The 24847-nt window shown below is 69.0% G+C and carries 20 protein-coding genes; 13 read left to right on the forward strand and 7 right to left on the reverse strand.

Going from position 1 to position 24847, the window contains the following annotated elements; genetic code table 11:
• Window positions 1-7: 7 nt before the first annotated feature.
• From glpK to OG534_RS29215, 3 genes are all read right to left on the reverse strand, one after another.
• The gene (gene glpK / locus OG534_RS29205) at window positions 8-1534 is read right to left on the reverse strand and encodes a glycerol kinase GlpK (protein WP_326591949.1); all 1527 of its coding nucleotides are present in this window, start codon (window positions 1532-1534) and stop codon (window positions 8-10) included.
• A gap of 81 nt (window positions 1535-1615) precedes the next feature.
• Window positions 1616-2398: an MIP/aquaporin family protein gene (locus tag OG534_RS29210; RefSeq protein ID WP_326591951.1), complete on the reverse strand. Its 783-nt coding sequence runs from the start codon at window positions 2396-2398 to the stop codon at window positions 1616-1618.
• A 402-nt stretch (window positions 2399-2800) separates the two neighbouring features.
• A complete protein-coding gene (locus tag OG534_RS29215; RefSeq protein ID WP_326591952.1) occupies window positions 2801-3568 on the reverse strand; it encodes an IclR family transcriptional regulator in 768 nt (255 codons plus the stop codon).
• Window positions 3569-3845: 277 nt separating this feature from the next.
• Here OG534_RS29215 and metH point away from each other — a divergent pair, with 277 nt between their 5' ends.
• The 4 genes from metH to OG534_RS29235 all read left to right on the forward strand — a co-directional run bounded on the left by metH (window position 3846) and on the right by OG534_RS29235 (window position 11997).
• Complete coding sequence (gene metH, locus OG534_RS29220; protein ID WP_326591954.1) at window positions 3846-7358, forward strand: methionine synthase; 3513 nt, start codon at window positions 3846-3848, stop codon at window positions 7356-7358.
• A gap of 111 nt (window positions 7359-7469) precedes the next feature.
• A complete protein-coding gene (locus OG534_RS29225) occupies window positions 7470-8171 on the forward strand; it encodes an HAD family hydrolase (RefSeq protein WP_326591956.1) in 702 nt (233 codons plus the stop codon).
• Window positions 8172-8740: 569 nt separating this feature from the next.
• Window positions 8741-10345, forward strand: a complete 1605-nt coding sequence (locus OG534_RS29230) for an ABC transporter substrate-binding protein (protein ID WP_326591958.1) — start codon at window positions 8741-8743, stop codon at window positions 10343-10345.
• A gap of 68 nt (window positions 10346-10413) precedes the next feature.
• A complete protein-coding gene (locus OG534_RS29235; RefSeq protein WP_326591959.1) occupies window positions 10414-11997 on the forward strand; it encodes an ABC transporter substrate-binding protein in 1584 nt (527 codons plus the stop codon).
• A 110-nt stretch (window positions 11998-12107) separates the two neighbouring features.
• On the opposite strand, the gene OG534_RS29240 is transcribed toward OG534_RS29235, so the two are convergent.
• Complete coding sequence (locus tag OG534_RS29240; RefSeq protein ID WP_326591960.1) at window positions 12108-12779, reverse strand: response regulator transcription factor; 672 nt, start codon at window positions 12777-12779, stop codon at window positions 12108-12110.
• A gap of 64 nt (window positions 12780-12843) precedes the next feature.
• Window positions 12844-13776: a RecB family exonuclease gene (locus OG534_RS29245; protein WP_326591961.1), complete on the reverse strand. Its 933-nt coding sequence runs from the start codon at window positions 13774-13776 to the stop codon at window positions 12844-12846.
• 235 nt (window positions 13777-14011) lie between these two features.
• On the opposite strand from OG534_RS29245, the gene OG534_RS29250 reads away from it, so the two are divergent.
• From OG534_RS29250 to OG534_RS29260, 3 genes are all read left to right on the forward strand, one after another.
• Complete coding sequence (locus OG534_RS29250; RefSeq protein WP_326593929.1) at window positions 14012-15145, forward strand: site-2 protease family protein; 1134 nt, start codon at window positions 14012-14014, stop codon at window positions 15143-15145.
• Between the two features lie 18 nt (window positions 15146-15163).
• Window positions 15164-16060, forward strand: coding sequence for a tRNA (adenine-N1)-methyltransferase (locus OG534_RS29255; RefSeq protein ID WP_326591962.1), 897 nt, complete (start codon window positions 15164-15166; stop codon window positions 16058-16060).
• A gap of 176 nt (window positions 16061-16236) precedes the next feature.
• A complete protein-coding gene (locus OG534_RS29260; protein ID WP_326591964.1) occupies window positions 16237-16830 on the forward strand; it encodes a hypothetical protein in 594 nt (197 codons plus the stop codon).
• A 4-nt stretch (window positions 16831-16834) separates the two neighbouring features.
• On the opposite strand, the gene OG534_RS29265 is transcribed toward OG534_RS29260, so the two are convergent.
• On the reverse strand, window positions 16835-17155 hold the full coding sequence (locus tag OG534_RS29265) for a ferredoxin (protein ID WP_326591966.1): 321 nt from the start codon (window positions 17153-17155) through the stop codon (window positions 16835-16837).
• A gap of 265 nt (window positions 17156-17420) precedes the next feature.
• Here OG534_RS29265 and arc point away from each other — a divergent pair, with 265 nt between their 5' ends.
• The 6 genes from arc (at window position 17421) to prcA (ending at window position 23587) form a co-directional block, all read left to right on the forward strand.
• Complete coding sequence (gene arc / locus OG534_RS29270) at window positions 17421-19187, forward strand: proteasome ATPase (RefSeq protein ID WP_326591967.1); 1767 nt, start codon at window positions 17421-17423, stop codon at window positions 19185-19187.
• Between the two features lie 262 nt (window positions 19188-19449).
• Window positions 19450-20961, forward strand: coding sequence for a depupylase/deamidase Dop (dop, locus tag OG534_RS29275; RefSeq protein WP_326591968.1), 1512 nt, complete (start codon window positions 19450-19452; stop codon window positions 20959-20961).
• A gap of 182 nt (window positions 20962-21143) precedes the next feature.
• Complete coding sequence (locus tag OG534_RS29280; protein ID WP_030233608.1) at window positions 21144-21356, forward strand: ubiquitin-like protein Pup; 213 nt, start codon at window positions 21144-21146, stop codon at window positions 21354-21356.
• A gap of 396 nt (window positions 21357-21752) precedes the next feature.
• A complete protein-coding gene (locus OG534_RS38735) occupies window positions 21753-21956 on the forward strand; it encodes an endonuclease VII domain-containing protein (protein ID WP_442807252.1) in 204 nt (67 codons plus the stop codon).
• On the forward strand, window positions 21937-22776 hold the full coding sequence (prcB, locus tag OG534_RS29290; RefSeq protein ID WP_326591973.1) for a proteasome subunit beta: 840 nt from the start codon (window positions 21937-21939) through the stop codon (window positions 22774-22776). The genes OG534_RS38735 and prcB overlap by 20 nt, the downstream gene beginning before the upstream one ends.
• A gap of 46 nt (window positions 22777-22822) precedes the next feature.
• Window positions 22823-23587 (forward strand): proteasome subunit alpha, encoded by a 765-nt coding sequence (gene prcA, locus OG534_RS29295; RefSeq protein WP_326591974.1) that lies wholly within the window; start codon window positions 22823-22825, stop codon window positions 23585-23587.
• Between the two features lie 151 nt (window positions 23588-23738).
• On the opposite strand, the gene OG534_RS29300 is transcribed toward prcA, so the two are convergent.
• Complete coding sequence (locus OG534_RS29300; RefSeq protein ID WP_326591976.1) at window positions 23739-24737, reverse strand: LacI family DNA-binding transcriptional regulator; 999 nt, start codon at window positions 24735-24737, stop codon at window positions 23739-23741.
• Between the last annotated feature and the right edge of the window lie 110 nt (window positions 24738-24847).

The raw sequence follows: 24847 nt of genomic DNA on the forward strand, positions 1-24847 counted from the left end.
AGTGCGGTCAGCTGGCGTCTTCGTCGTCGACCCAGCCCATGGACCGCTCCACGGCCTTGAGCCAGCTCTTGTACTCGCGGTCCCGCTGCTCGGCGGGCATCCGCGGGGTCCACTCCGCCGCGCGGCGCCAGTTGGCGCGCAGGGCGTCGGTGTCGGGCCAGAAGCCGACGGCCAGGCCGGCGGCGTAGGCGGCGCCGAGGCAGGTGGTCTCGGCGACCATCGGGCGCACCACGGGGGCGTCCAGGAAGTCCGAGAGCGTCTGCATCAGCAGGTTGTTGGAGGTCATGCCGCCGTCGACCTTGAGGGCCGCGAGCTCGACGCCCGAGTCCTTGGTCATGGCGTCGGTGATCTCGCGGGTCTGCCAGGCGGTGGCCTCCAGGACGGCACGGGCGATGTGCGCCTTGGTGACGTACCGGGTGAGGCCGGTGACCACGCCGCGGGCGTCGGAGCGCCAGTACGGGGCGAAGAGGCCGGAGAAGGCCGGGACGAAGTAGACGCCGCCGTTGTCCTCGACCGAGGAGGCCAGGGTCTCGATCTCGGCCGCGGACTTGATCAGGCCCATCTGGTCGCGCATCCACTGGACGAGCGAGCCGGTGACGGCGATGGAGCCCTCCAGCGCGTAGACCGGCTTCTGGTCGCCGATCTGGTAGCCGACCGTGGTCAGCAGGCCGCTGTAGGAGTTGATGATCTTGTCGCCGGTGTTCATCAGCATGAACGTTCCGGTGCCGTACGTGGACTTGGCCTCGCCCTCGGCGAAACAGGTCTGGCCGAAGAGGGCGGCCTGCTGGTCACCGAGCGCCGAGGCGACCGGGACACCGGCGAGGACGCCTTCCTTGACGTGGCCGTAGACCTCGGCGGAGGACTTGATCTCCGGGAGGACGTTGAGCGGGACCTCCATGGACTCGGCGATCTTCTCGTCCCAGGCCAGGGTGTGCAGGTTCATCAGCATGGTGCGCGAGGCGTTGGTGACGTCCGTGACGTGCACGCCGCCCTGCGGGCCACCCGTGAGGTTCCAGATGATCCACGAGTCCATGGTGCCGAAGAGGATGTCCCCGGCCTCGGCGCGTGCCCGCAGGCCCTCGACGTTGTCGAGCAGCCAGCGGACCTTCGGGCCGGCGAAGTAGCTCGCCAGCGGCAGGCCGGTCTCGCGGCGGAAGCGGTCCTGGCCGACGTTGCGGCCGAGCTCCTTGCACAGGGCGTCGGTGCGGGTGTCCTGCCAGACCAGCGCGTTGTGCACCGGCTCGCCGGTGTGGCGGTCCCACAGGACCGTGGTCTCGCGCTGGTTGGTGATGCCGACGGCCTTGACGTCGGCGGAGGTGATCTCGGCCTTGGCGATGGCGCCGGCGACGACCTCCTGGACGTTGGTCCAGATCTCCGTGGCGTCGTGCTCGACCTGGCCCGGCTTCGGGAAGATCTGCTCGTGCTCCTTCTGGTCGACGGCGACGATGCGGCCGTCGCGGTCGAAGACGATGCAGCGCGAGGACGTGGTGCCCTGGTCGATCGCGGCGATGAAGGGGCCGGTGCTGGTGGTCATGATGGCTGCTCCTGGCAGGTCTGGTGAGTAGGCGGAATCAGGAGGGCGGTGCGGATCTTGCGATCGTGCCGGTACTGCTGATCAGGCGAACGCGATGTTGTAAAGACCACCGGCGAGCACGGCACCGACGAGCGGGCCGACCACCGGGATCCAGGAGTATCCCCAGTCGGAGCCGCCCTTGTTGGGCAGCGGCAGCAGGGCGTGCACGATGCGCGGACCGAGGTCGCGCACCGGGTTGATGGCGTAGCCGGTCGGGCCACCGAGCGAGAGGCCGATGCCGACGACCACGAAGGACGTGATCAGGACACCGATCACACCGAGGCCCTTGCCGCCGTCCTGGAGGCCCTGGGTCAGGATGGCCAGGATCAGGACGAAGGTGCCGATGATCTCGGTCGCGAGGTTCTGCACGACGTTACGGATCTCGGGGCCCGTGGAGAAGATGCCGAGCACCGGGCCCGCCTGGTCGTGCGGGTGCGGGTCCTCGGGACCGAGCTTGGCGTCGCGGATGTGCTCCGGGTCGGCCAGGTGGGCGCGGAACTGCCCGTAGTAGGTGATCCACATCAGGACCGCTCCGAGCATGGCGCCCAGCAGCTGGCCCGCGAAGTAGACCGGGGTGTCGCCCCACTCGCCGGTCTTGACGGCGAGGCCGACGGTGACCGCCGGGTTGAGGTGCGCACCGGACAGCGGTGCGGCGACGTAGGCGGCGATCAGTACGGCGAAACCCCAGCCGAACGTGATGGCGAGCCAGCCCGCGTTGCGGGCCTTGGAGCTCTTGAGCGTCAACGCGGCGCAGACGCCACCGCCGAGCAGGGTGAGCAGGGCGGTACCGATGGTCTCGCCGATGAAGATGTCGGAGGTAGACACCCGCGACTCCTTACGTACGTCCAGGGGTGGGCGGACACCGGGTCCCACCGGTGGTTCCGCGCACTCGGTGAGTGCTGCACCGGTCCTTGGCCTTGTCGCATCCTAGCGCGTATTGCCGTCAGGTGTTCGACAATGCCGACCGGTGAACGGCAGTTTTCCGCCCAAGTGAAGAATGCGTCAAGGGCTGGTCAGGCCAAGGTGTCGGATCGTTACCACTAGGTACGATCGCCCAAATCCGGCCAACCTGTGGTCGAGATCTGGCGAAAAATGGGCAGAAAGCAGCCAGATGGCGGCGCGGTAGTGCTAGAGGGAGCCCGAAGACGGCCCGGATGCGACCCGGATGCGACTCGGAGCGACCGCGAGTGGGGCCCGTATGCAGCCTGGCGTGGACCTGGAGGGCGCTTAGAACCGGCCCGCGCCGAGATCGCGTGACACCGCGCGCGCACAGTCCCGTACGGACGCCACGAGGGCGGCGTGCGGCTCCCCGGACGCCCCGCAGACCCGCTCCACGGCACCCGCCACCGCCACCGCGCCGACCGGCATCCGGCGCCGGTCGTGGATCGGCGCCGCCACCGAGGCGACGCCCTCCCAGGTCTCCTCGACGTCGGAGGCCCAGCCGCGCGCCCGCGTCAGGTCCAGGACCTCTTCGAAGCCCGCGGCGTCCGTGACCGTACGGGGGGTGAACGCCTCGCGCTCCACCTCCAGCGACTGGGTGTGCGCCACCGGGTCGTACGCCGACAGCACCTTGCCCAGCGCCGTCGAGTGCAGCGGCTGCATGGCCCCCACCTCCAGCACCTGACGGCTGTCGTCGGGCCGGAACACGTGGTGCATGATCAGCACCCCGCTCTTGTGCAGCACGCCCACGTACGTGCTCTCGCCGCTCGCCCGGGCCAGGTCGTCCGTCCACACCAGGGCGCGGGCGCGCAGCTCGTGCACGTCGAGATAGCTGTTGCCCAGGCGCAGCAGCTCCGCGCCCAGCTGGTAGCGGCCGGAGGCGGGGTCCTGTTCCACGAAGCCCTCGGCCTGCAGGGTGCGCAGGATGCCGTGCGCCGTGCCCTTGGCCAGGCCCAGGGAGGAGGCCACGTCGGAGAGCCCCAGCCGGCGTTCGCCGCCCGCCAGGAGTCGCAGCATCGCAGCGGCTCGTTCGAGCGACTGGATGTTCCGTGCCATCGCGCAGCCTCCTGCTGACCTTGCTGTCCGTACTGACATCTTGACGTGGTTCGACAATGCTGAACAGTATCGGTCGATGTCGACCTCGTGCATCGTTGGGGAAAGACTGCGCCGCAGCGGCGCCGGGGGGAGCCCCGGCAACCCCCGACACAGAATGCAGTCCGCCACGTGGGACACCCGCACCGGGTCCGGTGCCTCGCGGTTACGCTGGCCGCGTGCGCCCTTGACACAGAGGGGGTGCAAAGCCGACAGCCGTCGCATCCCAGGGAGCACCACCATGGCTTCGTTGCCCACCCCGCCCGCTGACACCCAGACCCGGGCCGATGCCCTCCGAGAGGCACTCGCGACCCGCGTGGTCGTCGCCGACGGAGCCATGGGGACGATGCTCCAGGCGCAGGACCCCACCATGGAGGACTTCCAGCAGCTCGAAGGCTGCAACGAGGTCCTCAACGTCACCCGCCCCGACATCGTGCGCACCGTGCACGAGGCGTACTTCTCGGTGGGCGTGGACTGCGTCGAGACCAATACCTTCGGCGCGAACTTCGCGGCGCTCGCCGAGTACGACATCGCCGACCGCAACTTCGAGCTGTCGGAGTCCGGCGCCCGCATCGCCCGCGAGGTCGCCGACGAGTTCACCGCCTCCACCGGGCAGCAGCGCTGGGTCCTGGGCTCCATCGGCCCCGGCACCAAGCTGCCCACGCTCGGCCACATCACCTACGCGCAGATCCGCGACGCCTACCAGATCAACGCCGAGGGCCTGATCACCGGCGGCGCCGACGCGCTGCTCGTCGAGACCACCCAGGACCTCCTGCAGACGAAGTCCTCCATCATCGGCGCCCGCCGGGCCATGGAGGCGCTCGGCGTCTCCGTCCCGCTGATCTGCTCCGTCACCGTCGAGACCACCGGCACCATGCTGCTCGGCTCGGAGATCGGCGCGGCCCTGACCGCGCTGGAGCCGCTGGGCATCGACATGATCGGCCTGAACTGCGCCACCGGGCCCGCCGAGATGAGCGAGCACCTGCGCTACCTGGCGCGCAACGCCCGCATCCCGCTGTCCTGCATGCCCAATGCCGGTCTGCCCGTCCTGACCAAGGAGGGCGCGCACTACCCGCTGAGCGCCTCCGAGCTGGCCGACGCCCAGGAGACCTTCGTCCGCGAGTACGGGCTGTCCCTGGTCGGCGGCTGCTGCGGTACGACCCCCGAGCACCTGCGCCAGGTCGTCGAGCGGGTCCGCGGCACCGAGATCACCCCGCGCAGCCCCCAGCCCGAGCCCGGCGCCGCCTCGCTCTACCAGACCGTGCCCTTCCGCCAGGACACCTCCTACATGGCGATCGGCGAGCGCACCAACGCCAACGGCTCCAAGAAGTTCCGCGAGGCCATGCTGGAGGCCCGCTGGGACGACTGCGTGGAGATGGCGCGCGACCAGATCCGTGAGGGCGCGCACATGCTCGACCTGTGCGTGGACTACGTCGGCCGCGACGGCGTCGCCGACATGGAGGAGCTGGCGGGTCGTTTCGCGACCGCTTCCACGCTGCCGATCGTCCTGGACTCCACCGAGGTTCCCGTCATCCGGGCGGGCCTGGAGAAGCTCGGCGGCCGCGCCGTCATCAACTCGGTGAACTACGAGGACGGCGACGGCCCCGAGTCCCGCTTCGCCAAGGTCACCCGACTGGCCCAGGAGCACGGCGCCGCGCTCATCGCGCTGACCATCGACGAGGAGGGTCAGGCCCGCACCGTCGAGCACAAGGTCGCCATCGCTGAACGTCTGATCGCCGACCTGACGGCGAATTGGGGGATCCGGGAGTCGGACATCCTCATCGACACGCTGACCTTCACGATCTGCACCGGGCAGGAGGAGTCCCGCAAGGACGGCATCGCGACGATCGAGGCCATCCGCGAGCTCAAGCGCCGCCACCCGGACGTCCAGACCACCCTCGGCCTGTCGAACATCTCCTTCGGCCTCAACCCGGCCGCCCGCGTGCTGCTGAACTCGGTGTTCCTCGACGAGTGCGTCAAGGCGGGCCTGGACTCGGCCATCGTCCACGCCTCCAAGATCCTGCCGATCGCCCGGTTCGACGAGGAGCAGGTCACCACCGCCCTCGACCTGATCTACGACCGGCGGGCCGAGGGCTACGACCCGCTGCAGAAGCTGATGGCCCTCTTCGAGGGCGTCAACACCAAGTCACTGAAGGCCGGCCGCGCCGAGGAGCTCCTCGCCCTGCCGCTGGACGAGCGCCTGCAGCGCCGCATCATCGACGGCGAGAAGAACGGCCTGGAGACCGACCTCGACGAGGCCCTCCAGACCCGCCCCGCCCTCGACATCGTCAACGACACCCTCCTGGAGGGCATGAAGGTCGTCGGCGAGCTCTTCGGCTCCGGCCAGATGCAGCTCCCCTTCGTCCTGCAGTCCGCCGAGGTCATGAAGACGGCCGTCGCCTACCTCGAACCGCACATGGAGAAGACGGACGACGAGGGCAAGGGCACGATCGTGCTCGCCACCGTCCGCGGCGACGTCCACGACATCGGCAAGAACCTCGTCGACATCATCCTGACGAACAACGGCTACAACGTCGTCAACATCGGCATCAAGCAGCCCGTCTCCGCGATCCTCGAAGCCGCGCAGGAGCACAAGGCCGACGTCATCGGCATGTCCGGCCTGCTCGTGAAGTCGACCGTGATCATGAAGGAGAACCTGGAGGAGCTGAACCAGCGCAAGCTGGCCGCCGACTACCCGGTGATCCTCGGCGGCGCCGCCCTCACCCGCGCCTACGTCGAGCAGGACCTCCACGAGATCTACGAGGGCGAGGTCCGCTACGCCCGCGACGCCTTCGAAGGCCTGCGCCTGATGGACGCCCTGATCGCCGTCAAGCGCGGCGTCCCCGGCGCGTCCCTGCCCGAGCTCAAGCAGCGCCGCGTCGCCAAGCGCGACACCTCAGCCCTCCAGGTGGACGAGCCGCAGGAGACCGGCGGCCGCTCCGACGTGTCCGTCGACAACCCCGTCCCCACCCCGCCCTTCTGGGGCACCCGGGTGGTCAAGGGCATCCCGCTCAAGGACTACGCCTCCTGGCTCGACGAGGGCGCCCTCTTCAAGGGCCAGTGGGGCCTCAAGCAGGCCCGCGCGGGCGGAGCCACGTACGAGGAGCTCGTCGAGAGCGAGGGCCGCCCGCGCCTGCGCGGCCTCCTGGACAAGCTGCACACCGAGAACCTGCTCGAGGCCGCCGTCGTCTACGGGTACTTCCCCTGCGTGTCCAAGGGCGAGGACCTGATCATCCTCGACGAGGCGGGCAACGAGCGGACCCGCTTCACCTTCCCGCGCCAGCGCCGCGGCCGGCGGCTGTGCCTCGCGGACTTCTTCCGCCCGGAGGAGTCCGGCGAGACCGACGTCGTCGGCCTCCAGGTGGTCACCGTGGGCTCGAGGATCGGCGAGGCCACGGCCAAGCTGTTCGAGTCCGACTCCTACCGCGAGTACCTGGAGCTGCACGGCCTGTCCGTCCAGCTCGCCGAGGCCATGGCCGAGTACTGGCACGCCCGCGTCCGCGCCGAGCTCGGATTCGGCGGCGAGGACCCCGCCGCGGTCGAGGACATGTTCGACCTCAAGTACCGCGGTGCCCGCTTCTCCCTCGGCTACGGCGCCTGCCCCGACCTGGAGGACCGCGCGAAGATCGCCGACCTCCTCCAGCCGGAGCGGATCGGCGTCCACCTGTCGGAGGAGTTCCAGCTCCACCCGGAGCAGTCCACCGACGCGATCGTGATTCACCACCCCGAAGCGAAGTATTTCAACGCACGCTGAGCTCAGCCGACGTACACTTGTCGGTCCCATACAGGCCGGTCGCCTGTTCCCCGGGGAACGCCCCGCGGGAAGAGGTGACCGGCCTTCTCGTCCCTTCTGAGAGGCATGCGCATGACGAGCACCGTTCCCGCCGCCGTCGCCCGTACGGCCGACGGCTCGGCCCTGCAGGCGGTGCTGCTCGACATGGACGGCACCCTGGTCGACACCGAGGGCTTCTGGTGGGAGATCGAGGCGGAGATCTTCCACGAGCTCGGGCACCGGCTGGACGACGCCTGGCGCGACGTGGTCGTCGGCGGACCGATGAGCCGCAGCGCGGCCTTCCTGATCGAGGCGACCGGCGCCCCCATCGGCCTCGCCGAGCTGAGCGTCCTGCTCAACGAGCGCTTCGAGGCCCGCATCGCCGACCGGGTGCCGCTGATGCCGGGCGCCGAGCGGCTGCTGACCGAGCTGGCCCGGCACAACGTGCCCACCGCCCTCGTCTCCGCCTCCCACCGCCGCGTCATCGACCAGGTCCTGCTCACCCTCGGCCGCGACCGCTTCACCATGACGGTCGCCGGCGACGAGGTGCCCCGTACCAAGCCGCATCCCGACCCGTACCTGTTCGCCGCGCGGTCGCTGGGCGCGCACCCCTCGCGGTGCGCGGTCATCGAGGACACCAGGACCGGTGTGGCGGCCGCCGAGGCAGCCGGCTGCCGGGTCGTGGCCATCCCCTCGGTGGGCGTGATCGAACCGGCCCCGGGGCGTACGGTCGTGCGCTCGCTGGAGGACGTCGACCTGGCCTTCCTGCGCTCCCTCATCGCCCCGATGAACTGACCGGGACACTCGTCGTACTGGTCACACTCGGCCACGTGGCGGCGCACGCGGGCACCCGCCGGCCGGGCGGGTGCCACACACCGGAACTCCGTGTGCACGCTCTGTGCCGAACCAAACGCCTGCAGGATCGAGGTCCGGCGGAAGGATCTTCCGCCGCAGGCCCCGGAGGCTGAAATTCCATCCCCTCCGCACCCGTCGCTCAGAGTGAGCTTGGTCACCTGTCAAACCCCCCATGGACCTGTCCCGGGCCCCTGGGGGGTTCCTTTGTGTCCGGATTGATCAGCTGCTGACCGAATCTGCGGAGCCCCGCGCGTGAACAGGCAGTTCGCTCCGATCACGGTGCGATTACGCCCCAAGTCCGGTCAGTTCCAGCCATCCCGTCCCGGACCACTAGTGTCATTGCGGGCACTGCGCCGCACCTCAGCCGTCCCGACACACACCCCTGTGCCGGGACCGCGTGGACCGATCGTCATCACACCGGCCCGATCGTTCCGCCCTGAACGGGCGACGCCGCGAAGTGCCCTTTACGCCGCTTTGAACAAGTGCCGGTTACAGGGAGTACTTCCAGCATGAACCGCAAGACCATGGTGCTGACGGCCGCGGCCGGACTGCTCACCCCCGCGCTGGCCGCCTGCGGCACCGCGAGCGGCGGAGGAGCGGGATCCGGAGCGATCGTCGTCGGCACCACCGACCGGTTCGAGGCCGCAGACTTCGCTCCCGCCCCCTTCGACCCGGCCTACGCCTACGACGCCGGGGCCTGGAACATCCTGCGCCAGACCGTCCAGACGCTGATGCACACCCCGCGCGGCGGCGGCCAGCCCGTCCCCGAAGCAGCCTCCGCCTGCCGCTTCACCGACACCGGCAACACCAGCTACCGCTGCACCCTGCGCCCCGGGCTGAAGTTCGCCAGCGGTGACCCGCTCACCGCCCAGGACGTCAAGTTCTCCATCGACCGCGTCCTCGCCATCAAGGACGAGAACGGTCCGTCCTCGCTGCTCTCCACCCTCGACAAGGTCGAGGTCAAGGGCGCCGACACCGTCGTCTTCCAGCTGAAGACCCCGGACGCGACCTTCCCGCACAAGCTCTCCACCCCCGCCGCCGGCATCGTCAGCGAGAAGAACTACGACGCCAAGAAGCTCCGCGAGGGCTTCGCCGTGGACGGCTCCGGCCCGTACACGATGAAGGCCGAGGTCAAGGGCAACCAGCTCGTCCGCGCCGTCTTCAGCAAGAACCCCCACTACAAGGGCGACATCAAGCTGCAGAACGACAAGGTCGAACTGCGCACCTTCCCCGACTCGCCGGCCATGGGCAAGGCGCTCACCGACGGGAGGATCCACATGGTCTCCCGCACCCTGTCGCCCGCCCAGATCGCCGAGTTCAGCGACCGGCCGCCCAAGGGCGTCAAGCTGGTCCCGATGCCCGGCCTGGAGATCCGCTACCTCGGCTTCAACACCGAGGCCCCGGTCGTCAAGGACAAGGCCGTACGCCAGGCCCTCGCCGCCGCCGTCGACCGCGACGCCCTCATCTCCAAGGTCTACGGCAAGTCCGCGCAGCCCCTCTACTCGCTGGTCCCCACCACCGTGACGGGCCACGTCAACTCCTTCTTCAACAAGTACGGCGACGCCAACACGGCCAAGGCCGCCGCCCTGCTGAAGGAGGCCGGGATCAAGACCCCGGTCAAGCTGACCCTGCACTACACCAGCGACCACTACGGCGACGGCACGGCTGCCGAGTTCGAGGCCCTCAAGGCCCAGCTGAACTCCACCCAGCTGTTCGACATCACCGTCCAGGGCAGCGAGTGGGGCGACTTCCGTCCCGCGCAGAAGAAGGGCGACCACGCCGCCTACGGGCTCGGCTGGTTCCCCGACTACGCGGACGCCGACAACTTCCTCGCCCCGTTCCTGGAGCAGGACAACTTCCTGGGCACGCCGTACGCCAACAGCGCGGTGCGCACCAGGCTCATCCCCGAGTCCCGGAGGGCGGTCGACCGCAACGTCGCCGTCCCCGCGTTCACGGAGATTCAGGACATCGTCGCCGAGGACGTACCCGTCCTGCCCCTGTGGCAGGGCAAGCAGTACGTCGCCGCACGCGACGGGATCACCGGAGTGGAGTGGTCCGTCAACGCCATCTCCGACCTCCAGCTGTGGGAGCTCGGCCGCGGCGTAAGCGGCTGAGCAAGACAACGACCGGCAGCGGGTGTCGCGGGCCGGAGCAACGACAGTTCGATTGTGAAGGACGTACCGTGAATCGACGTAACCAGTGGCTGGCGGCCCCGCTCGGCGCAGCCACCGCCGCCGCGCTGCTCAGCGGTTGCGGTTCGACCGATGGCTCCAATGCCGGCAGCGGCAAGGGTGTGGTCATGGGCATATCCGACAAGGTGAAGTCCACCGACCCGGCATCGGGCTACGACCCGGGCTCCTGGCTGCTGTTCAACAACGTCTTCCAGTCGCTGCTGAGCTTCCCCAAGGGCGGGACCACCCCCGAGCCCGACGCCGCACAGGCCTGCGCCTTCGAGGGCGGCGACAGCAAGCTCTACAAGTGCACCCTGCGGCCCGACCTGAAGTTCAGCAACGGCCACAGCCTCACCTCGAAGGACGTCAAGTTCTCCTTCGAGCGCACGCTGAAGATCAACGACGAGAACGGCCCGGCCGTCATGCTCTCGTCGATCGCGAGCATCGAAACCCCCGACGAGAAGACGGTCGTCTTCCGCCTCAAGACGTCCGACGCGACCTTCCCGAGCAAGATCGCCTCGGGCGCCGGCTCCATCGTCGACCACAGCGAGTACCCGGCCGACAAGCTGCGCACCGACAACAAGGCGATCGGCTCCGGCGTCTACAAGCTGGACTCCTTCGGCGAGAAGAGCGCCACCTTCTCCGTCAACGAGTCCTACAACGGCAAGGCCAAGGCCAAGAACACCGGCGTCACCCTGAAGTTCTTCAACGGCGACCAGGCCGGCCTCAAGACCGTCCTGGAGAGCGGCGACGTCGACTTCGCCTTCCGCGGCCTCGCCGCCAAGGACATCGCCGCCCTCGCCTCGTCCAAGACCGGCGACGACAAGGTCGACGTCGTCCAGGGCACCGGCGCCGAAGTCGAGCACATGGTCTTCAACGTCAACGACCCCGTCGTCGGCAAGCTCCCCGTCCGCAAGGCCATCGCCTACCTCGTGGACCGCGAAGCCCTCGTCAAGGACGTGTACGCGGGCACCGCCACCGCCCTGTACTCCATCGTCCCCACCGGCATCGCCGGACACACCACGCCGTTCTTCGACCGCTACGGCGGCACCCCGCAGCCCGAGAAGGCCAAGGCCGCCCTCAAGGCCGCCGGCATCAACGGCAAGGTCAAGCTGACCCTGTACTCCACGCCGTCCCGCTACGGCCCCTCCACCGACCACCAGTTCGAGGTCATCGCCAAGCAGCTCAACGACAGCGGACTCTTCGAGGCCGACGTCAAGTCCGTCGAGTACGAGCAGTACGAGAAGGACATCCAGGCCGGCAAGTACGGCGTGTACGTCAAGGGCTGGGTCCCCGACTACCCGGACGCCGACAACTTCACGCAGCCGTTCTTCGGCCCGGACAACGTCCTGCACAACAACTACGACAACAAGGAGATCACCGGGACGATCATCCCGTCGACCTCCGCGAAGTCCGACCGCACCGCGGCCAACACGGACTACGACCGCCTCCAGGACATCGTCGCCGAGGAACTCCCGATCCTCCCGCTCTGGCAGGGCAAGCAGTACGCCGTCACCCGCCAGAACGTCAACGGCCTCCAGTGGTCCCTCGACGCATCGACCGTCTTCCGCTTCTGGGAGATCAGCAAGGGCTGACCCCGACCGGGCCACGCACAACGGGCCGGCAGCCGCACCACGCGGCTGCCGGCCCGTTCCGCCTGCCCAGCGGTTCCGCTTGTCCAGCGGTTCCGCTTGTCCAGCGGCCGCTACTGCGCCCCGGGACGGACCAGACCGCTCTCGTACGCGTACACGGCCGCCTGGACCCGGTCGCGCAGACCCAGCTTCGTCAGCACGTGCCCCACATGCGTCTTGACCGTCGTCTCGCTCACGAACAGGTCCGCCGCGATCTCCGCGTTCGACAGACCCCGGGACACCAGCTTCAACACCTCGACCTCACGCTCGGTCAGCGTCCCCAGCGTGTCCGGGACGCTCTCCTCACCCGACGGCAGGTGCCCCGCGTACTTGTCCAGCAGCCGCCGCGTGATGCTCGGCGCGAGCATCGCCTCGCCCGCCGCCACCACCCGGATCGCCTGAACCAGCTCATTGGCCGGAGCGTCCTTCAGCAGGAACCCGCTCGCCCCCGCCCGCAGCGCCTCCACCACGTACTCGTCCAGATCGAACGTGGTCAGGACCAGCACCTTCGCCGGCCCGTCCCGCCCCGGACCGGTGATCTGCCGGGTCGCCTCCACCCCGTCCATCCGCGGCATCCGGATGTCCATCAGCACCACGTCGGGCTGCAGCGCCCGCACCTGGTCCAGCGCCTGCAGACCGTCCCCGGCCTCACCCACCACCGCCAGGTCCTCCTCGGCCTCCAGAATCATCCGGAAACCGGTGCGCAGCAGTGGCTGGTCGTCGACCAGAAGGACGCGGATGGCCACGGGGTCTACCTCGTATTCGTCGGACGGCTACGGCGGGCCCGTCCATTCTGCCCTGACCCGATGATCAAGACTCCGCCGGGCGCTCCGCCGGCAGCTCCACCCCGGGCCGCGCCGGGGGCACCTCCCGGCGGTAACCGGGGGAGATCACCAGCGGATACGGCGGGGGAGTCCCCCCGAACTCCGGGCACACCGCCCGATGATCACACCAGCCGCACAGCTTCGTCGGCCGCGGCCGCCACTCACCCGACTCCGTCGCCTCCCGGATCGCCTCCCACAACGCCAGCAGCTTGCGCTCCACCCGCTCCAGATCCGCCACCACCGGGTCGTACGTCAGCACGTCCCCACTGCCCAGATACACCAGCTGCAGCCGCCGCGGCACCACCTGCTTCAGCCGCCACACCACCAGCGCGTAGAACTTCATCTGGAACAGCGCACCCTCGGCATACTCCGGCCGCGGCGCCTTGCCCGTCTTGTAGTCGACGATCCGCACCTCACCCGTCGGCGCCACGTCCACCCGGTCGATGATCCCCCGCAACCGCAGCCCCGACTCCAGCTCCGTCTCCACGAAGAACTCCCGCTCCACCGGCTCCAGCCGCGTCGGGTCCTCCAGCGTGAACCAGCGCTCGACCAGCGCCTCCGCCTCCGTCAGCCACCGCGCCAGCCCCGCCCCCTCGTCCCCCGGCGGGAACAGCTCCGTCAGCTCCGGTTTCGCCTCCAGCAGCCGCTCCCACTGCCCCGGAAGCAACGCCTTCGCAGCCGGCGCCGTCCGCTCCTGCGCCGGATGATCGAAGAGACGCTCCAGCACCGCGTGCACCAGCGTCCCCCGCGTCGCCGCCGCACTCGGCTTCTCCGGCAGCCGGTCGATCACCCGGAACCGGTACAGAAGCGGGCACTGCATGAAATCGCTCGCCCGCGAAGGGGAGAGCGAAGTGGGCGCCACAGCGCTCCGCGCATCGGCATCTGCTGCGCCAGGCACAGCACCGGGGCTCGTCGTCATGCACAAAACCCTACGACCCGCCACCGACAGCACGCGCATACCATCGACGCCAAGCACCCTCGCACTGCATGATCGGAGCATCACAACGCGCTACAACGCGCTACAGACACCGCGCCTACGCGATCAGAACCACACTGGAACACACACCAGCACCGAACGAAGGACAGACGTGGCAGACACCGACGAAACCGGCGAGCGCGCAGGCCGGCGCTCCGGACCGGGCGGCGGCATCCTCATGGGCCGCCCCTTCGGCGTGCCCGTCTACGTCTCGCCCAGCTGGTTCCTCGTCGCCGCCCTCATCACCTGGGTCTTCGGCGACCAGCTCGACCGGGTCCTGCCCGAACTCGGACCCGTCCGCTACCTCGTCTCCCTCTTCTTCGCGGTCGCCTTCTACGCCTCCGTCCTCGTCCACGAACTCGCGCACACCGTCGCCGCCCTCCGCTTCAAACTCCCCGTGCGCCGCATCCAGCTCCAGTTCTTCGGCGGAGTCTCCGAGATCGAGAAGGAATCCGAGACCCCCGGCCGCGAATTCGTCCTCGCCTTCGTCGGCCCCCTGCTCTCCCTCCTCCTCGCCGGCGCCTTCTACCTCGGCATGAAAGCCGTCGACCCGGCCACCGTCCCCGGCGTCCTCCTCGCAGGCCTGATGATCTCCAACCTGCTCGTCGCCGCCTTCAACCTCCTCCCCGGCCTCCCCCTCGACGGCGGCCGCATGCTCCGCGCCCTCATCTGGGGCATCACCGGCAAGCCCATGGCCGGCACCGTCGCCGCCGCCTGGGTCGGCCGCGGCCTCGCCGTCGCCGTCCTCCTCGGCCTGCCCCTGCTCACCCACACCGGACTCCTCGGCAACCGCACCGAGGAGATCGGCGGCATGGACACCGTCATGGACGCCCTGCTCGCCGCCATCCTCGCCGCCATCATCTGGACCGGCGCCGGCAACAGCCTGCGCATGGCCCGCCTGCGCGAACACCTCCCCGAACTGCGCGCCCGCACCCTCACCCGGCGCGCCATCCCCGTCGAGAACGCCACCCCCCTCTCCGAAGCCCTGCGCCGGGCCAACGAGGCCGGAGCCCGCGCCCTCGTCGTCGTCGACGGCCACGGCGACCCCACCGCCATCGTCCGCGAGAGCGCCATCGCCTCCGTCCCCGAACACCGCCGCCCCTGGGTCGCCGTCAGCACCCTCGCCCAGGACCTCACCGACGGCATGAAGGTTTCAGCGGACCTCAACGGCGAAGGACTCCTCGACCACCTCCGCGCCACCCCCGCCTCCGAGTACCTCGTCCTCGAACCCGGCGGCGCGATCTACGGCGTCCTGTCCACCCTCGACGTCGAAAAGGCCTTCGTGAAGGCCATGGCACGGCCCCAGTCCTGAAGCCAATACACTGGTCACATGTCCGAACCGACCGGTGCCGCCCGCCGACGCGGGCCCTTCAAGGTCGGGGACCAGGTTCAGCTCACCGACCCCAAGGGCCGCCACTACACGTTCACGCTCGAAGCCGGGAAGAATTTCCACACCCACAAGGGTTCCTTCCCCCACGACGAGCTGATCGGTGCTCCCGAAGGCAGTGTTGTCCGTACCACGGGGAACGTCGCGTACCTCGCGCTGCGCCCCCTGCTCCCCGACTACGTCCTGTCCATGCCCCGCGGCGCCGCCGTGGTCTACCCCAAGGACGCGGGCCAGATCCTGGCCTTCGCCGACATCTTCCCCGGCGCCCGCGTCGTGGAGGCGGGGGTGGGCTCCGGCTCCCTGAGCAGCTTCCTGCTGCGCGCCATCGGCGACCAGGGCATGCTCCACAGCTACGAGCGCCGCGCGGACTTCGCCGAAATCGCCACCGCCAACGTGGAACGCTACTTCGGCGGCCCCCACCCGGCCTGGCAGCTCACCGTGGGCGACCTCCAGGACAACCTGTCCGACACCGACGTCGACCGCGTCATCCTCGACATGCTCGCCCCCTGGGAGTGCCTGGAGGCCGTCTCCAAGGCCCTCGTCCCCGGCGGCATCCTGTGCTGCTACGTGGCCACCACCACCCAGCTGTCCAAGACCGTCGAGTCCATCCGCGAGATCGGCTGCTTCGCCGAACCGCAGCCGTGGGAATCGATGATCCGCAACTGGCACGTCGAAGGCCTGGCCGTCCGCCCGGACCACCGGATGATCGGCCACACCGGCTTCCTCGTCACCGCCCGCCGCCTCGCCGACGGCGTCGAGCCCCCGATGCGCCGCCGCCGCCCCGCCAAGGGCGCCTACGGCGACGACTACGACGGCCCCGGCAGCGACCGCTCCGCGTAACCGCACCGCCGGCCCAACACGACGGCGCTGCGGCACAGTTCCCCCGACACACCGGGAACTGCGCCGCAGCGCCTTTTCGTTGCCCTCACGCCGACCCGGACCCTGCCGTTCCACCCCGGTGTGAGGTGTGGCACGATGCTGGCTCCCCGTCACCCTTCGCACAGGAGACACCCCGCGTGCTGCAGACCCCCGCCACGCTGGCAACCCCGGACACCCTGGCGCACACCCGGACCAGGCCCCTCCACTGGCTCGCCACGGCCACCGCCATGGCCGCCGTCATAGCCGCAGCGGGACTCGTACAGCCGGCCACCGGCACCCCCGCCGACACCGCGGAACCCGCCGCGAAAGGCCCGCAGGCCGCCGCCCCCGACGCGGCAGCCGTCACCTACCCCCTCGACTGCAAGGGCGCGCCCCACGCCGTCACGGCCACCGCCCAGGGCGACCTCGACGGCGACGGCCGCCCCGAGACCGTGGCGGCCGTCCGCTGCGACGCGGGCTCCGGCACCCCGCCCCACGCGATCTACGTACTCACCAGGGAACCCGCCGAGGGCGCACGCCCGCGCGTCGTGGCCACCCTCCTGGACACCCCGCAACGCCAGACCGCCACAGAACTCACCGTGCGCGACCTAACCGTCACCGCGAGCCTCCTCGGCTACTCCGGCCCCGAGGTCCCGCGCTGCTGCCCCGACAAGAAACAGCTCGCCAAGTGGCGCTGGAGCGACGGAAAATTCCGCCAGGAGCTGACGGACTCGGCCGCCAGGAGTGTTTGAAGCCTCACTCCGCGTCGGGACCGAAGACCTCCACCCTGTCCGAAACGCGCCTTACGTGAATACAGTCACCGGGGCATTCCTTCGCCGAGTCGACCACGTCCTGGAGCAGCGGCAGCGGAACCGGAGTGGTCGCCCCCGCCTCCTGCAGCAGCTCGTCGTCCACGCTCTTCACGTACGCCAGACCGTCGATGTCCAGCTCGAACACCTCGGGCGCGTACTGCACGCAGATGCCGTCGCCGGTGCAGAGGTCCTGATCGATCCAGACCTCGAGCGGCTCGCCGGCCCCGCCGACGTCGCCCGTCGGAGCGTCCTGCTGCACGGTCATATCTCCTGCCGTTCCCTGCGCTGAGTGATCCATCCCGGTCACCACTCGCACGCAAGTCGCGCGAGCCCTGACGGGTGTTGAACAGTTCGACCTTACAACCGGCCGCTTCCCGAGTTTGATGGGTGGGTATTTCCTTGGCGTGAGGGAGTACGCAAGGGTGAAGATCGGACACACCTCTACCGTCTTTGTGATCTAGGGGTTTCAATCACCACCAGCCCAGGTAGGGTCAGGAAGCGTCCAGCTCCCCTTGGAGGAGGTGAGGACCGTGGCAGCCCACGACGACGACATCAACCGCGGCATCCGGCCCGGGCGAGGGTCTGAGGACCCCGCCGGCCAGGTTGCCTATCTCGAGCAGGAAATCGCCGTCCTGCGACGTAAGCTCGCCGACTCTCCGCGACACACGAGGATTCTCGAAGAGCGGATCGTCGAGCTGCAGACAAATCTGGCCGGCGTATCCGCACAGAACGAACGACTCGCGAATACCCTCCGTGAGGCCCGCGACCAGATCGTGGCCCTCAAAGAAGAAGTCGACCGGCTCGCGCAGCCGCCGGCCGGCTTCGGTGTCTTCCTTCAGGCCAATGAGGACGGCACCGTCGACATCTTCACCGGAGGCCGAAAGCTCCGCGTGAACGTGAGCCCCAGCGTCGACCCGGAAGACCTCCGGCGCGGCCAGGAGGTCATGCTCAACGAGGCGCTCAACGTGGTCGAGGCCATGGAATACGAGCGGGCCGGGGACATCGTCACCCTCAAGGAGATCCTCGAGGACGGCGAGCGCGCCCTGGTGGTCGGGCACACCGACGAGGAAAGGGTGGTGAGGCTCGCCGAGCCGCTCCTGGACGTCATCATCCGCCCCGGCGACTCCCTGCTGCTCGAACCCCGCTCCGGCTACGTCTACGAGATCGTCCCCAAGAGCGAGGTCGAGGACCTCGTCCTCGAAGAGGTCCCCGACATCGACTACGACAAGATCGGCGGCCTGGGCGACCAGATCGAGCTGATCCGCGACGCGGTCGAGCTCCCGTACCTCTACCCGGACCTGTTCAAGGAACACGAACTGCGGCCCCCGAAGGGCATCCTGCTCTACGGCCCGCCCGGCTGCGGCAAGACGCTCATCGCCAAGGCCGTCGCCAACTCCCTTGCCAAGAAGGTCGCCGAGGTGACCGGCCAGGCCCAGGGGAAGTCGTACTTCCTGAACATCAAGGGCCCCGAGCTCCTCAACAAGTACGTCGGCGAGACCGAGCGGCACATCCGCCTCGTCTTCCAGCGTGCCCGGGAGAAGGCGAGCGAGGGCACCCCCGTCATCGTCTTCTTCGACGAGATGGAATCCCTCTTCCGCACCCGCGGATCCGGTGTCAGCTCGGACGTGGAGAACACCATCGTCCCGCAGCTCCTCGCCGAGATCGACGGCGTGGAGGGCCTGGAGAACGTCATCGTCATCGGCGCCTCCAACCGCGAGGACATGATCGACCCGGCCATCCTGCGGCCCGGCCGCCTCGATGTGAAGATCAAGATCGAGCGTCCGGACGCCGAGGCCGCGAAGGACATCTTCGCGAAGTACCTCAAGGCCTCCCTGCCCCTGCACACGGACGACCTGTCCGAACACCAGGACTCCAGGGGCGGCACCGTCCACAGCATGATCCAGACCGTCGTCGAGCAGATGTACGCCGAAACCGAGGAGAACCGCTTCCTCGAGGTCACGTACGCCAACGGCGACAAGGAAGTCCTCTACTTCAAGGACTTCAACTCGGGCGCGATGATCCAGAACATCGTGGACCGTGCGAAGAAGATGGCGATCAAGGCCTTCCTCGAGCACAACCAGAAGGGCCTTCGGGTCTCCCACCTCCTCCAGGCCTGCGTGGACGAGTTCAAGGAGAACGAGGACCTGCCCAACACCACCAACCCGGACGACTGGGCCCGTATCTCCGGAAAGAAGGGCGAGCGGATCGTATTCATCCGCACCCTCGTCACCGGAAAGCAGGGCGCGGACACCGGACGCTCCATCGACACGGTGGCGAACACCGGTCAGTACCTCTGAGGCGGAGCGGCTGCGGATGTCCTCCCCGGGCATCCGCAGCCGACTGCTTTACCCCACCGCATGACCGGCCGCTTTTCAGCCGGTGACAGGGCGGATTCAATGACGGAAATGATCTCCCCACGAGCGCGCAGTGGTTCTAGGCTCTTCCGTACCGCCGGACGCGCAGTGCGGGGACGGGCACCGCACAGTCACACGCACCGGAGCACCAGCGGTACTTGAGCGCCGCTCCCGAAGGGGAGCGCCGCCGGGCAAGGAGGGCCGCATGACCGTACGGCGAGTAATGGGGATCGAGACGGAGTACGGGATCTCCGTCCCGGGGCACCCGAACGCCAATGCCATGCTCACCTCGTCCCAGATCGTCAACGCCTACGCGGCGGCGATGCACCGGGCGCGACGCGCCCGCTGGGACTTCGAGGAGGAGAACCCGCTGCGGGACGCCCGCGGCTTCGACCTCGCCCGCGAGGCCGCAGACAACAGCCAGCTGACCGACGAGGACATCGGCCTCGCCAACGTCATCCTCACGAACGGCGCACGGCTCTACGTCGACCACGCGCACCCCGAGTACAGCTCGCCGGAGATCACCAACCCGCTCGACGCCGTGCTCTGGGACAAGGCCGGCGAGCGGATCATGGCCGAGGCCGCCGTACGGGCGGCCCAGCTGCCCGGCGCCCAGCCGATCCACCTCTACAAGAACAACACCGACAACAAGGGCGCCTCCTACGGCACGCACGAGAACTACCTGATGAAGCGGGAAACCCCCTTCTCGGAGATCGTGCGCCACCTGACCCCCTTCTTCGTCTCGCGACAGGTCGTGACCGGCGCGGGACGCGTGGGCATCGGCCAGGACGGCCGCGAGCACGGCTTCCAGATCAGCCAGCGCGCGGACTACTTCGAGGTCGAGGTCGGCCTGGAGACCACCCTGAAGCGGCCCATCATCAACACCCGGGACGAGCCGCACTCGGACGCCGAGAAGTACCGCCGGCTGCACGTGATCATCGGCGACGCGAACCTCTCCGAGATCTCCACGTACCTGAAGCTCGGCACGACGGCACTTGTCCTGTCCATGATCGAAGACGGGTTCATCAACGTCGACCTGGCCGTCGACCAGCCCGTACGCACCCTCCACCAGGTCTCCCACGACCCCGACCTCAAGCACCTCATCACGCTGCGCAGCGGGCGGACACTGACCGCCGTACAACTCCAGATGGAGTACTTCGAGCTGGCGCGGAAGTACGTGGACGAGCGTTTCGGGTCCGACGCGGACGAGCAGACCAAGGACATGCTGGTCCGCTGGGAGGACGTGCTGGGCCGGCTGGAGAGCGACCCGATGAGCCTGTCGGGAGAGCTGGACTGGATCGCCAAGCGGGAGATCCTGGAGGGCTACCGGCGCAGGGACGGGCTCGGCTGGGACGCGGCGCGGCTGCACCTGGTCGACCTCCAGTACTCGGACGTGAGGCCGGAGAAGGGCCTCTACAACCGCCTGGTGGCCCGGGGCAAGATGAAGCGACTGGTGGAGGAGCCGGCCGTCGAGCGGGCCCGGAGCAAGCCTCCGGAGGACACCCGGGCCTACTTCCGCGGCCGCTGCCTGGAGCAGTACGCGGACGACGTGGCCGCGGCCTCCTGGGACTCGGTGATCTTCGATCTCCCGGGCCGGGACTCGCTCCAGCGGGTCCCGACGCTGGAACCTCTGCGGGGGACCCGGAACCACGTCAAGGAGCTCTTGGACCGCTGCCGCACGGCGGAGGACCTGGTGCGGGTGCTTTCGGGGCAGTGAGCGGTGCCTTCGGGGCCTGAAAGGGCCCCGGTGCGGGAATCATGAAGAGAACCGGACTATGAAAGTACGGGGACGAATGTCGGACCCTCCTAGTAGGGTCCGGCATAGGGTCTGATCTTGAGAGATCCCGAATCCCGGGGTCTCTCGACGTGAGCGTGCGAACCGAGCGGGGTGAGGTAGACATGGCGACCAAGGACACCGGCGGCGGACAGCAGAAGGCGACGCGCTCGACCGAGGAGGTCGAGGAGGCGGCGGTCGAGGAATCGACCGACCTCAAGGAGCGCCAGGAAAAGCTCTCCGACGACGTCGACTCCGTACTCGACGAAATCGATGATGTGCTCGAGGAGAACGCCGAGGACTTCGTTCGAAGCTTCGTTCAGAAGGGTGGCGAGTGATTTTACCTTCGATTCGAAGGTCGAATCACTCGGGGGGGGTGCGTGTTGGGGGTGGAGAAGCGGTGTCCGCGGTGTGGCTTACTCAAGCCGCTCGAGGCCTTCGCTGCGAATAGGGCCATGCGAGACGGCCTGCAGTGCTACTGCAGGCCGTGCGCAGCCGAATATCACCAGCAGCGCCAGAAAGCCAAGGGGAAGAATGTGCGTCCCCGTGTCGATGCCCCCGTGGGGCACAAGTACTGCCGTCGGTGTGGGGAGATCAAGCCTCACTCGGAATGGGACCGGAACAAGACGGCTTCGGACGGGTTGTCGACGCGATGCAAGGCGTGCCGTGCGGTCGAAGGCCGGGCGGGTCACCTCAAGCGCGCTTATGGCATCACCGAGGCTCAACGTGACGAAATGATCGCAACTCAGGGCGGGCTTTGCTGTCTCTGCCTGAAGGCTCCGGCCGTGCATGTGGATCACTGCCACGAGACGGGTAGGGTCCGAGGCGTACTGTGCTTGAACTGCAACGTGGGCCTCGGCCTGTTGAAGGACAACCCCGATCGCATGCGTCGGGCCGCCGAGTATCTGGAGGGAACGCGTGGAAGCCAACACTCGTAGCACAGGGCGTCTACCGGCAGCCTTCCTGACGCCGGGGTCGTCGTCCTTCATGGACTTCCTGGGTGCGCACTCGCCCGAGATGCTGCCCGGCAACCGCAAGCTGCCGGACGGTGTGATCGAGGCGCCGCACGGGACGACCATCGTGGCCGCCACCTTCCCCGGCGGGGTCGTGCTCGCCGGTGACCGGCGGGCGACCATGGGGAACATGATCGCGCAGCGGGACATCGAGAAGGTGTTCCCGGCCGACGAGTACTCCGCCGTCGGCATCGCCGGTACGGCCGGCCTGGCCGTGGAGATGGTCAAGCTGTTCCAGCTGGAGCTGGAGCACTTCGAGAAGGTGGAGGGGACGACCCTCTCCCTGGAGGGCAAGGCGAACCGCCTGTCCACCATGATCCGGAGCAATCTGGGCATGGCGATGCAGGGGCTGGCCGTCGTACCGCTCTTCGCCGGGTTCGACGAGGCCAAGGAGAAGGGCCGGATCTTCTCCTACGACGTGACCGGCGGCCGCTCCGAGGAGCACGGCTTCGCCGCCACCGGTTCCGGTTCGATCTTCGCCCGCGGTTCCATGAAGAAGCTCTACCGCGACGACCTGACGGAGCAGCAGGCCACCACCCTGGTCGTGCAGGCCCTCTACGACGCCGCCGACGACGACTCGGCGACCGGTGGCCCGGACCTGTACCGCCGGATCTTCCCGATCGTCACCGTCATCACGGACGAGGGCTTCCGCAGGCTCAGCGAGGCGGAGTCCTCGGAGCTCGCGCGGGCCATCACCGAGCGGCGCATGGAGCAGCCCGACGGGCCGCGCGCGGCCCTGCTCTGATCACTCCTCGTCTCCTCGTCGCCCAGAAGAAAGGGACGGAACACCGGTGTCGACTCCGTTCTATGTGTCACCCCAGCAGGCCATGGCCGACCGGGCGGAATACGCCCGGAAGGGCATCGCCCGCGGTCGCAGCCTTGTCGTGCTGCAGTACGCCGACGGCATCGTGTTCGTCGGCGAGAACCCGTCCCGTGCGCTGCACAAGTTCAGTGAGATCTACGACCGGATCGGCTTCGCGGCCGCCGGCAAGTACAACGAGTACGAGAACCTGCGGATCGGCGGTGTGCGGTACGCGGATCTGCGTGGATACACCTATGACCGTGACGATGTGACGGCCCGTGGGCTGGCGAACGTGTACGCGCAGACGCTCGGCACGATCTTCTCCAGTGCGGGTGAGAAGCCGTACGAGGTGGAGCTGGTGGTCGCGGAGGTCGGTGCGACGGCTGCCGGGGACCAGATCTACCGGCTGCCGCACGACGGGTCGATCGTGGACGAGCACGGTTCGGTCGCGGTGGGCGGCAATGCCGAGCAGATCAGTACGTTCCTGGATCAGCGTCATCAGGACGGGATGACCCTGTCCGAGGCGTTGAAGCTCGCGGTGCAGGCGCTGTCGAGCCAGGCGAACGGTGCGGACAAGACGATTCCGGCCGAGCGGCTGGAGGTCGCGGTGCTGGACCGGACGCGGGCGCAGCAGCGGAAGTTCAAGCGGATCCGTGGCCGGCAGCTGGCGCGGCTGCTGGAGGCGAACGTGCCGGCGGCGGCCCAGGCGGATGCCGTGTCGAACGAGGAGGCTCCGGAGGACGAGGCGGAGTAGTACGTCCGGTCGCCTCGTGGAGTGATGGTCGAGGGCCCCGGTCTGCCGTTCGCGGTGGGCCGGGGCTTCGTCGTGTCCGTGTCCGGGGCCGGGGCCGGGGCTCGGGTCGGGGCCGGTGCCGGATCCGGGGGCTGAGGGCCGGGTGCCCGGTTCAGGGGGTGGGGGCGGGGCCCGAGGAGCCGCGGGTGATGAGGCGGACGGGGATGTCCGGGGCGGTCCAGGGGGTGCCTTCGAGGACGGCGAGGAGGGCGGTCATGCCTTGTTCGCCGACGCGTTCGGCGGGGAGGTGGACCGTGGTGAGTTCGGGTTCGACGGCGGTGGCGAGGGCGAGGTCGTCGAAGCCGGTGACGGAGAGGTCCTCGGGGACGCGCAGGCCGAGGCGGCGGGCGGCCTTGCAGGCGCCGGCGGCGAGGATGTCGTCGTCGCAGACGATGGCGGTGGGCCGGCCCCGGGGGTCGGCGAGGGCGGCTTCGGCGGCCGCACGGGCGCCTTCCACGGTGAGGGGGGCGCGTACGGTGCGCAGCTCGTTTTCGGGGCCCAGGAGGGCGGCCAGGGCTTCGGCGCGGGTGTCGAAGGTCCAGGAGTCGACGGCGGAGGCGAGGTGGAGGAAGCGCCGGTGGCCGTGGGCGAGGAGGTGGGCGGTGATCTGGCGCATGCCGTCGGCCATGGCGAGGTTGACGTGGGCGGCGGCGGTGTCCGCGGTGGGGTCGCTGTCGAGCATGACGAGGGGGAGGGTGTCGCCGCCGATGGCGCGCAGGGCGTCGGCGGCCATGGAGGAGGCGATGACTCCGTCGAGGGCGGCGCGGGCGGAGGCGAAGGGGTCGCGGGCGGGGCCGGTGCCGTCGGGGGAGGGGTAGAGGACGACGCCGAAGCCGTGTTCCGCGGCGACGCGGGCGGCGCCGGTGTAGACGCGGGCGAAGAACTCGTTGGTGAGGGCGGGGACGACGAGGAGGGCGGTGCGGGTGGAGCCGAGGCGCAGGTTGCGGGCGGCGAGGTTGGGGCGGTAGCCGAGGCGGGTGGCGGTTTCGCGGACGTGGGTTGCGGTGCGTTCGGAGACGCGGCCGGGCCATTTGTCGCCGAGGACGAGGGAGACGGTGGCCTGGGAGACCCCGGCGGCGGTGGCGACGTCGCGGCTGGTGGGTCTCGTCACAGGTGGCTCCTGAAGTGCGAGGTGGGGAGTGGTGGCGGCGTGTGGGAGGTGGACCCGTGGACTGTGGCCATGGTACGTATGACGGGTCACGTTATACGTATTACCCCGGT

Origin of the sequence: Streptomyces sp. NBC_01294, from assembly GCF_035917235.1 — a bacterium.
Taxonomy (GTDB): Bacteria; Actinomycetota; Actinomycetes; order Streptomycetales; family Streptomycetaceae; genus Streptomyces; species Streptomyces caledonius.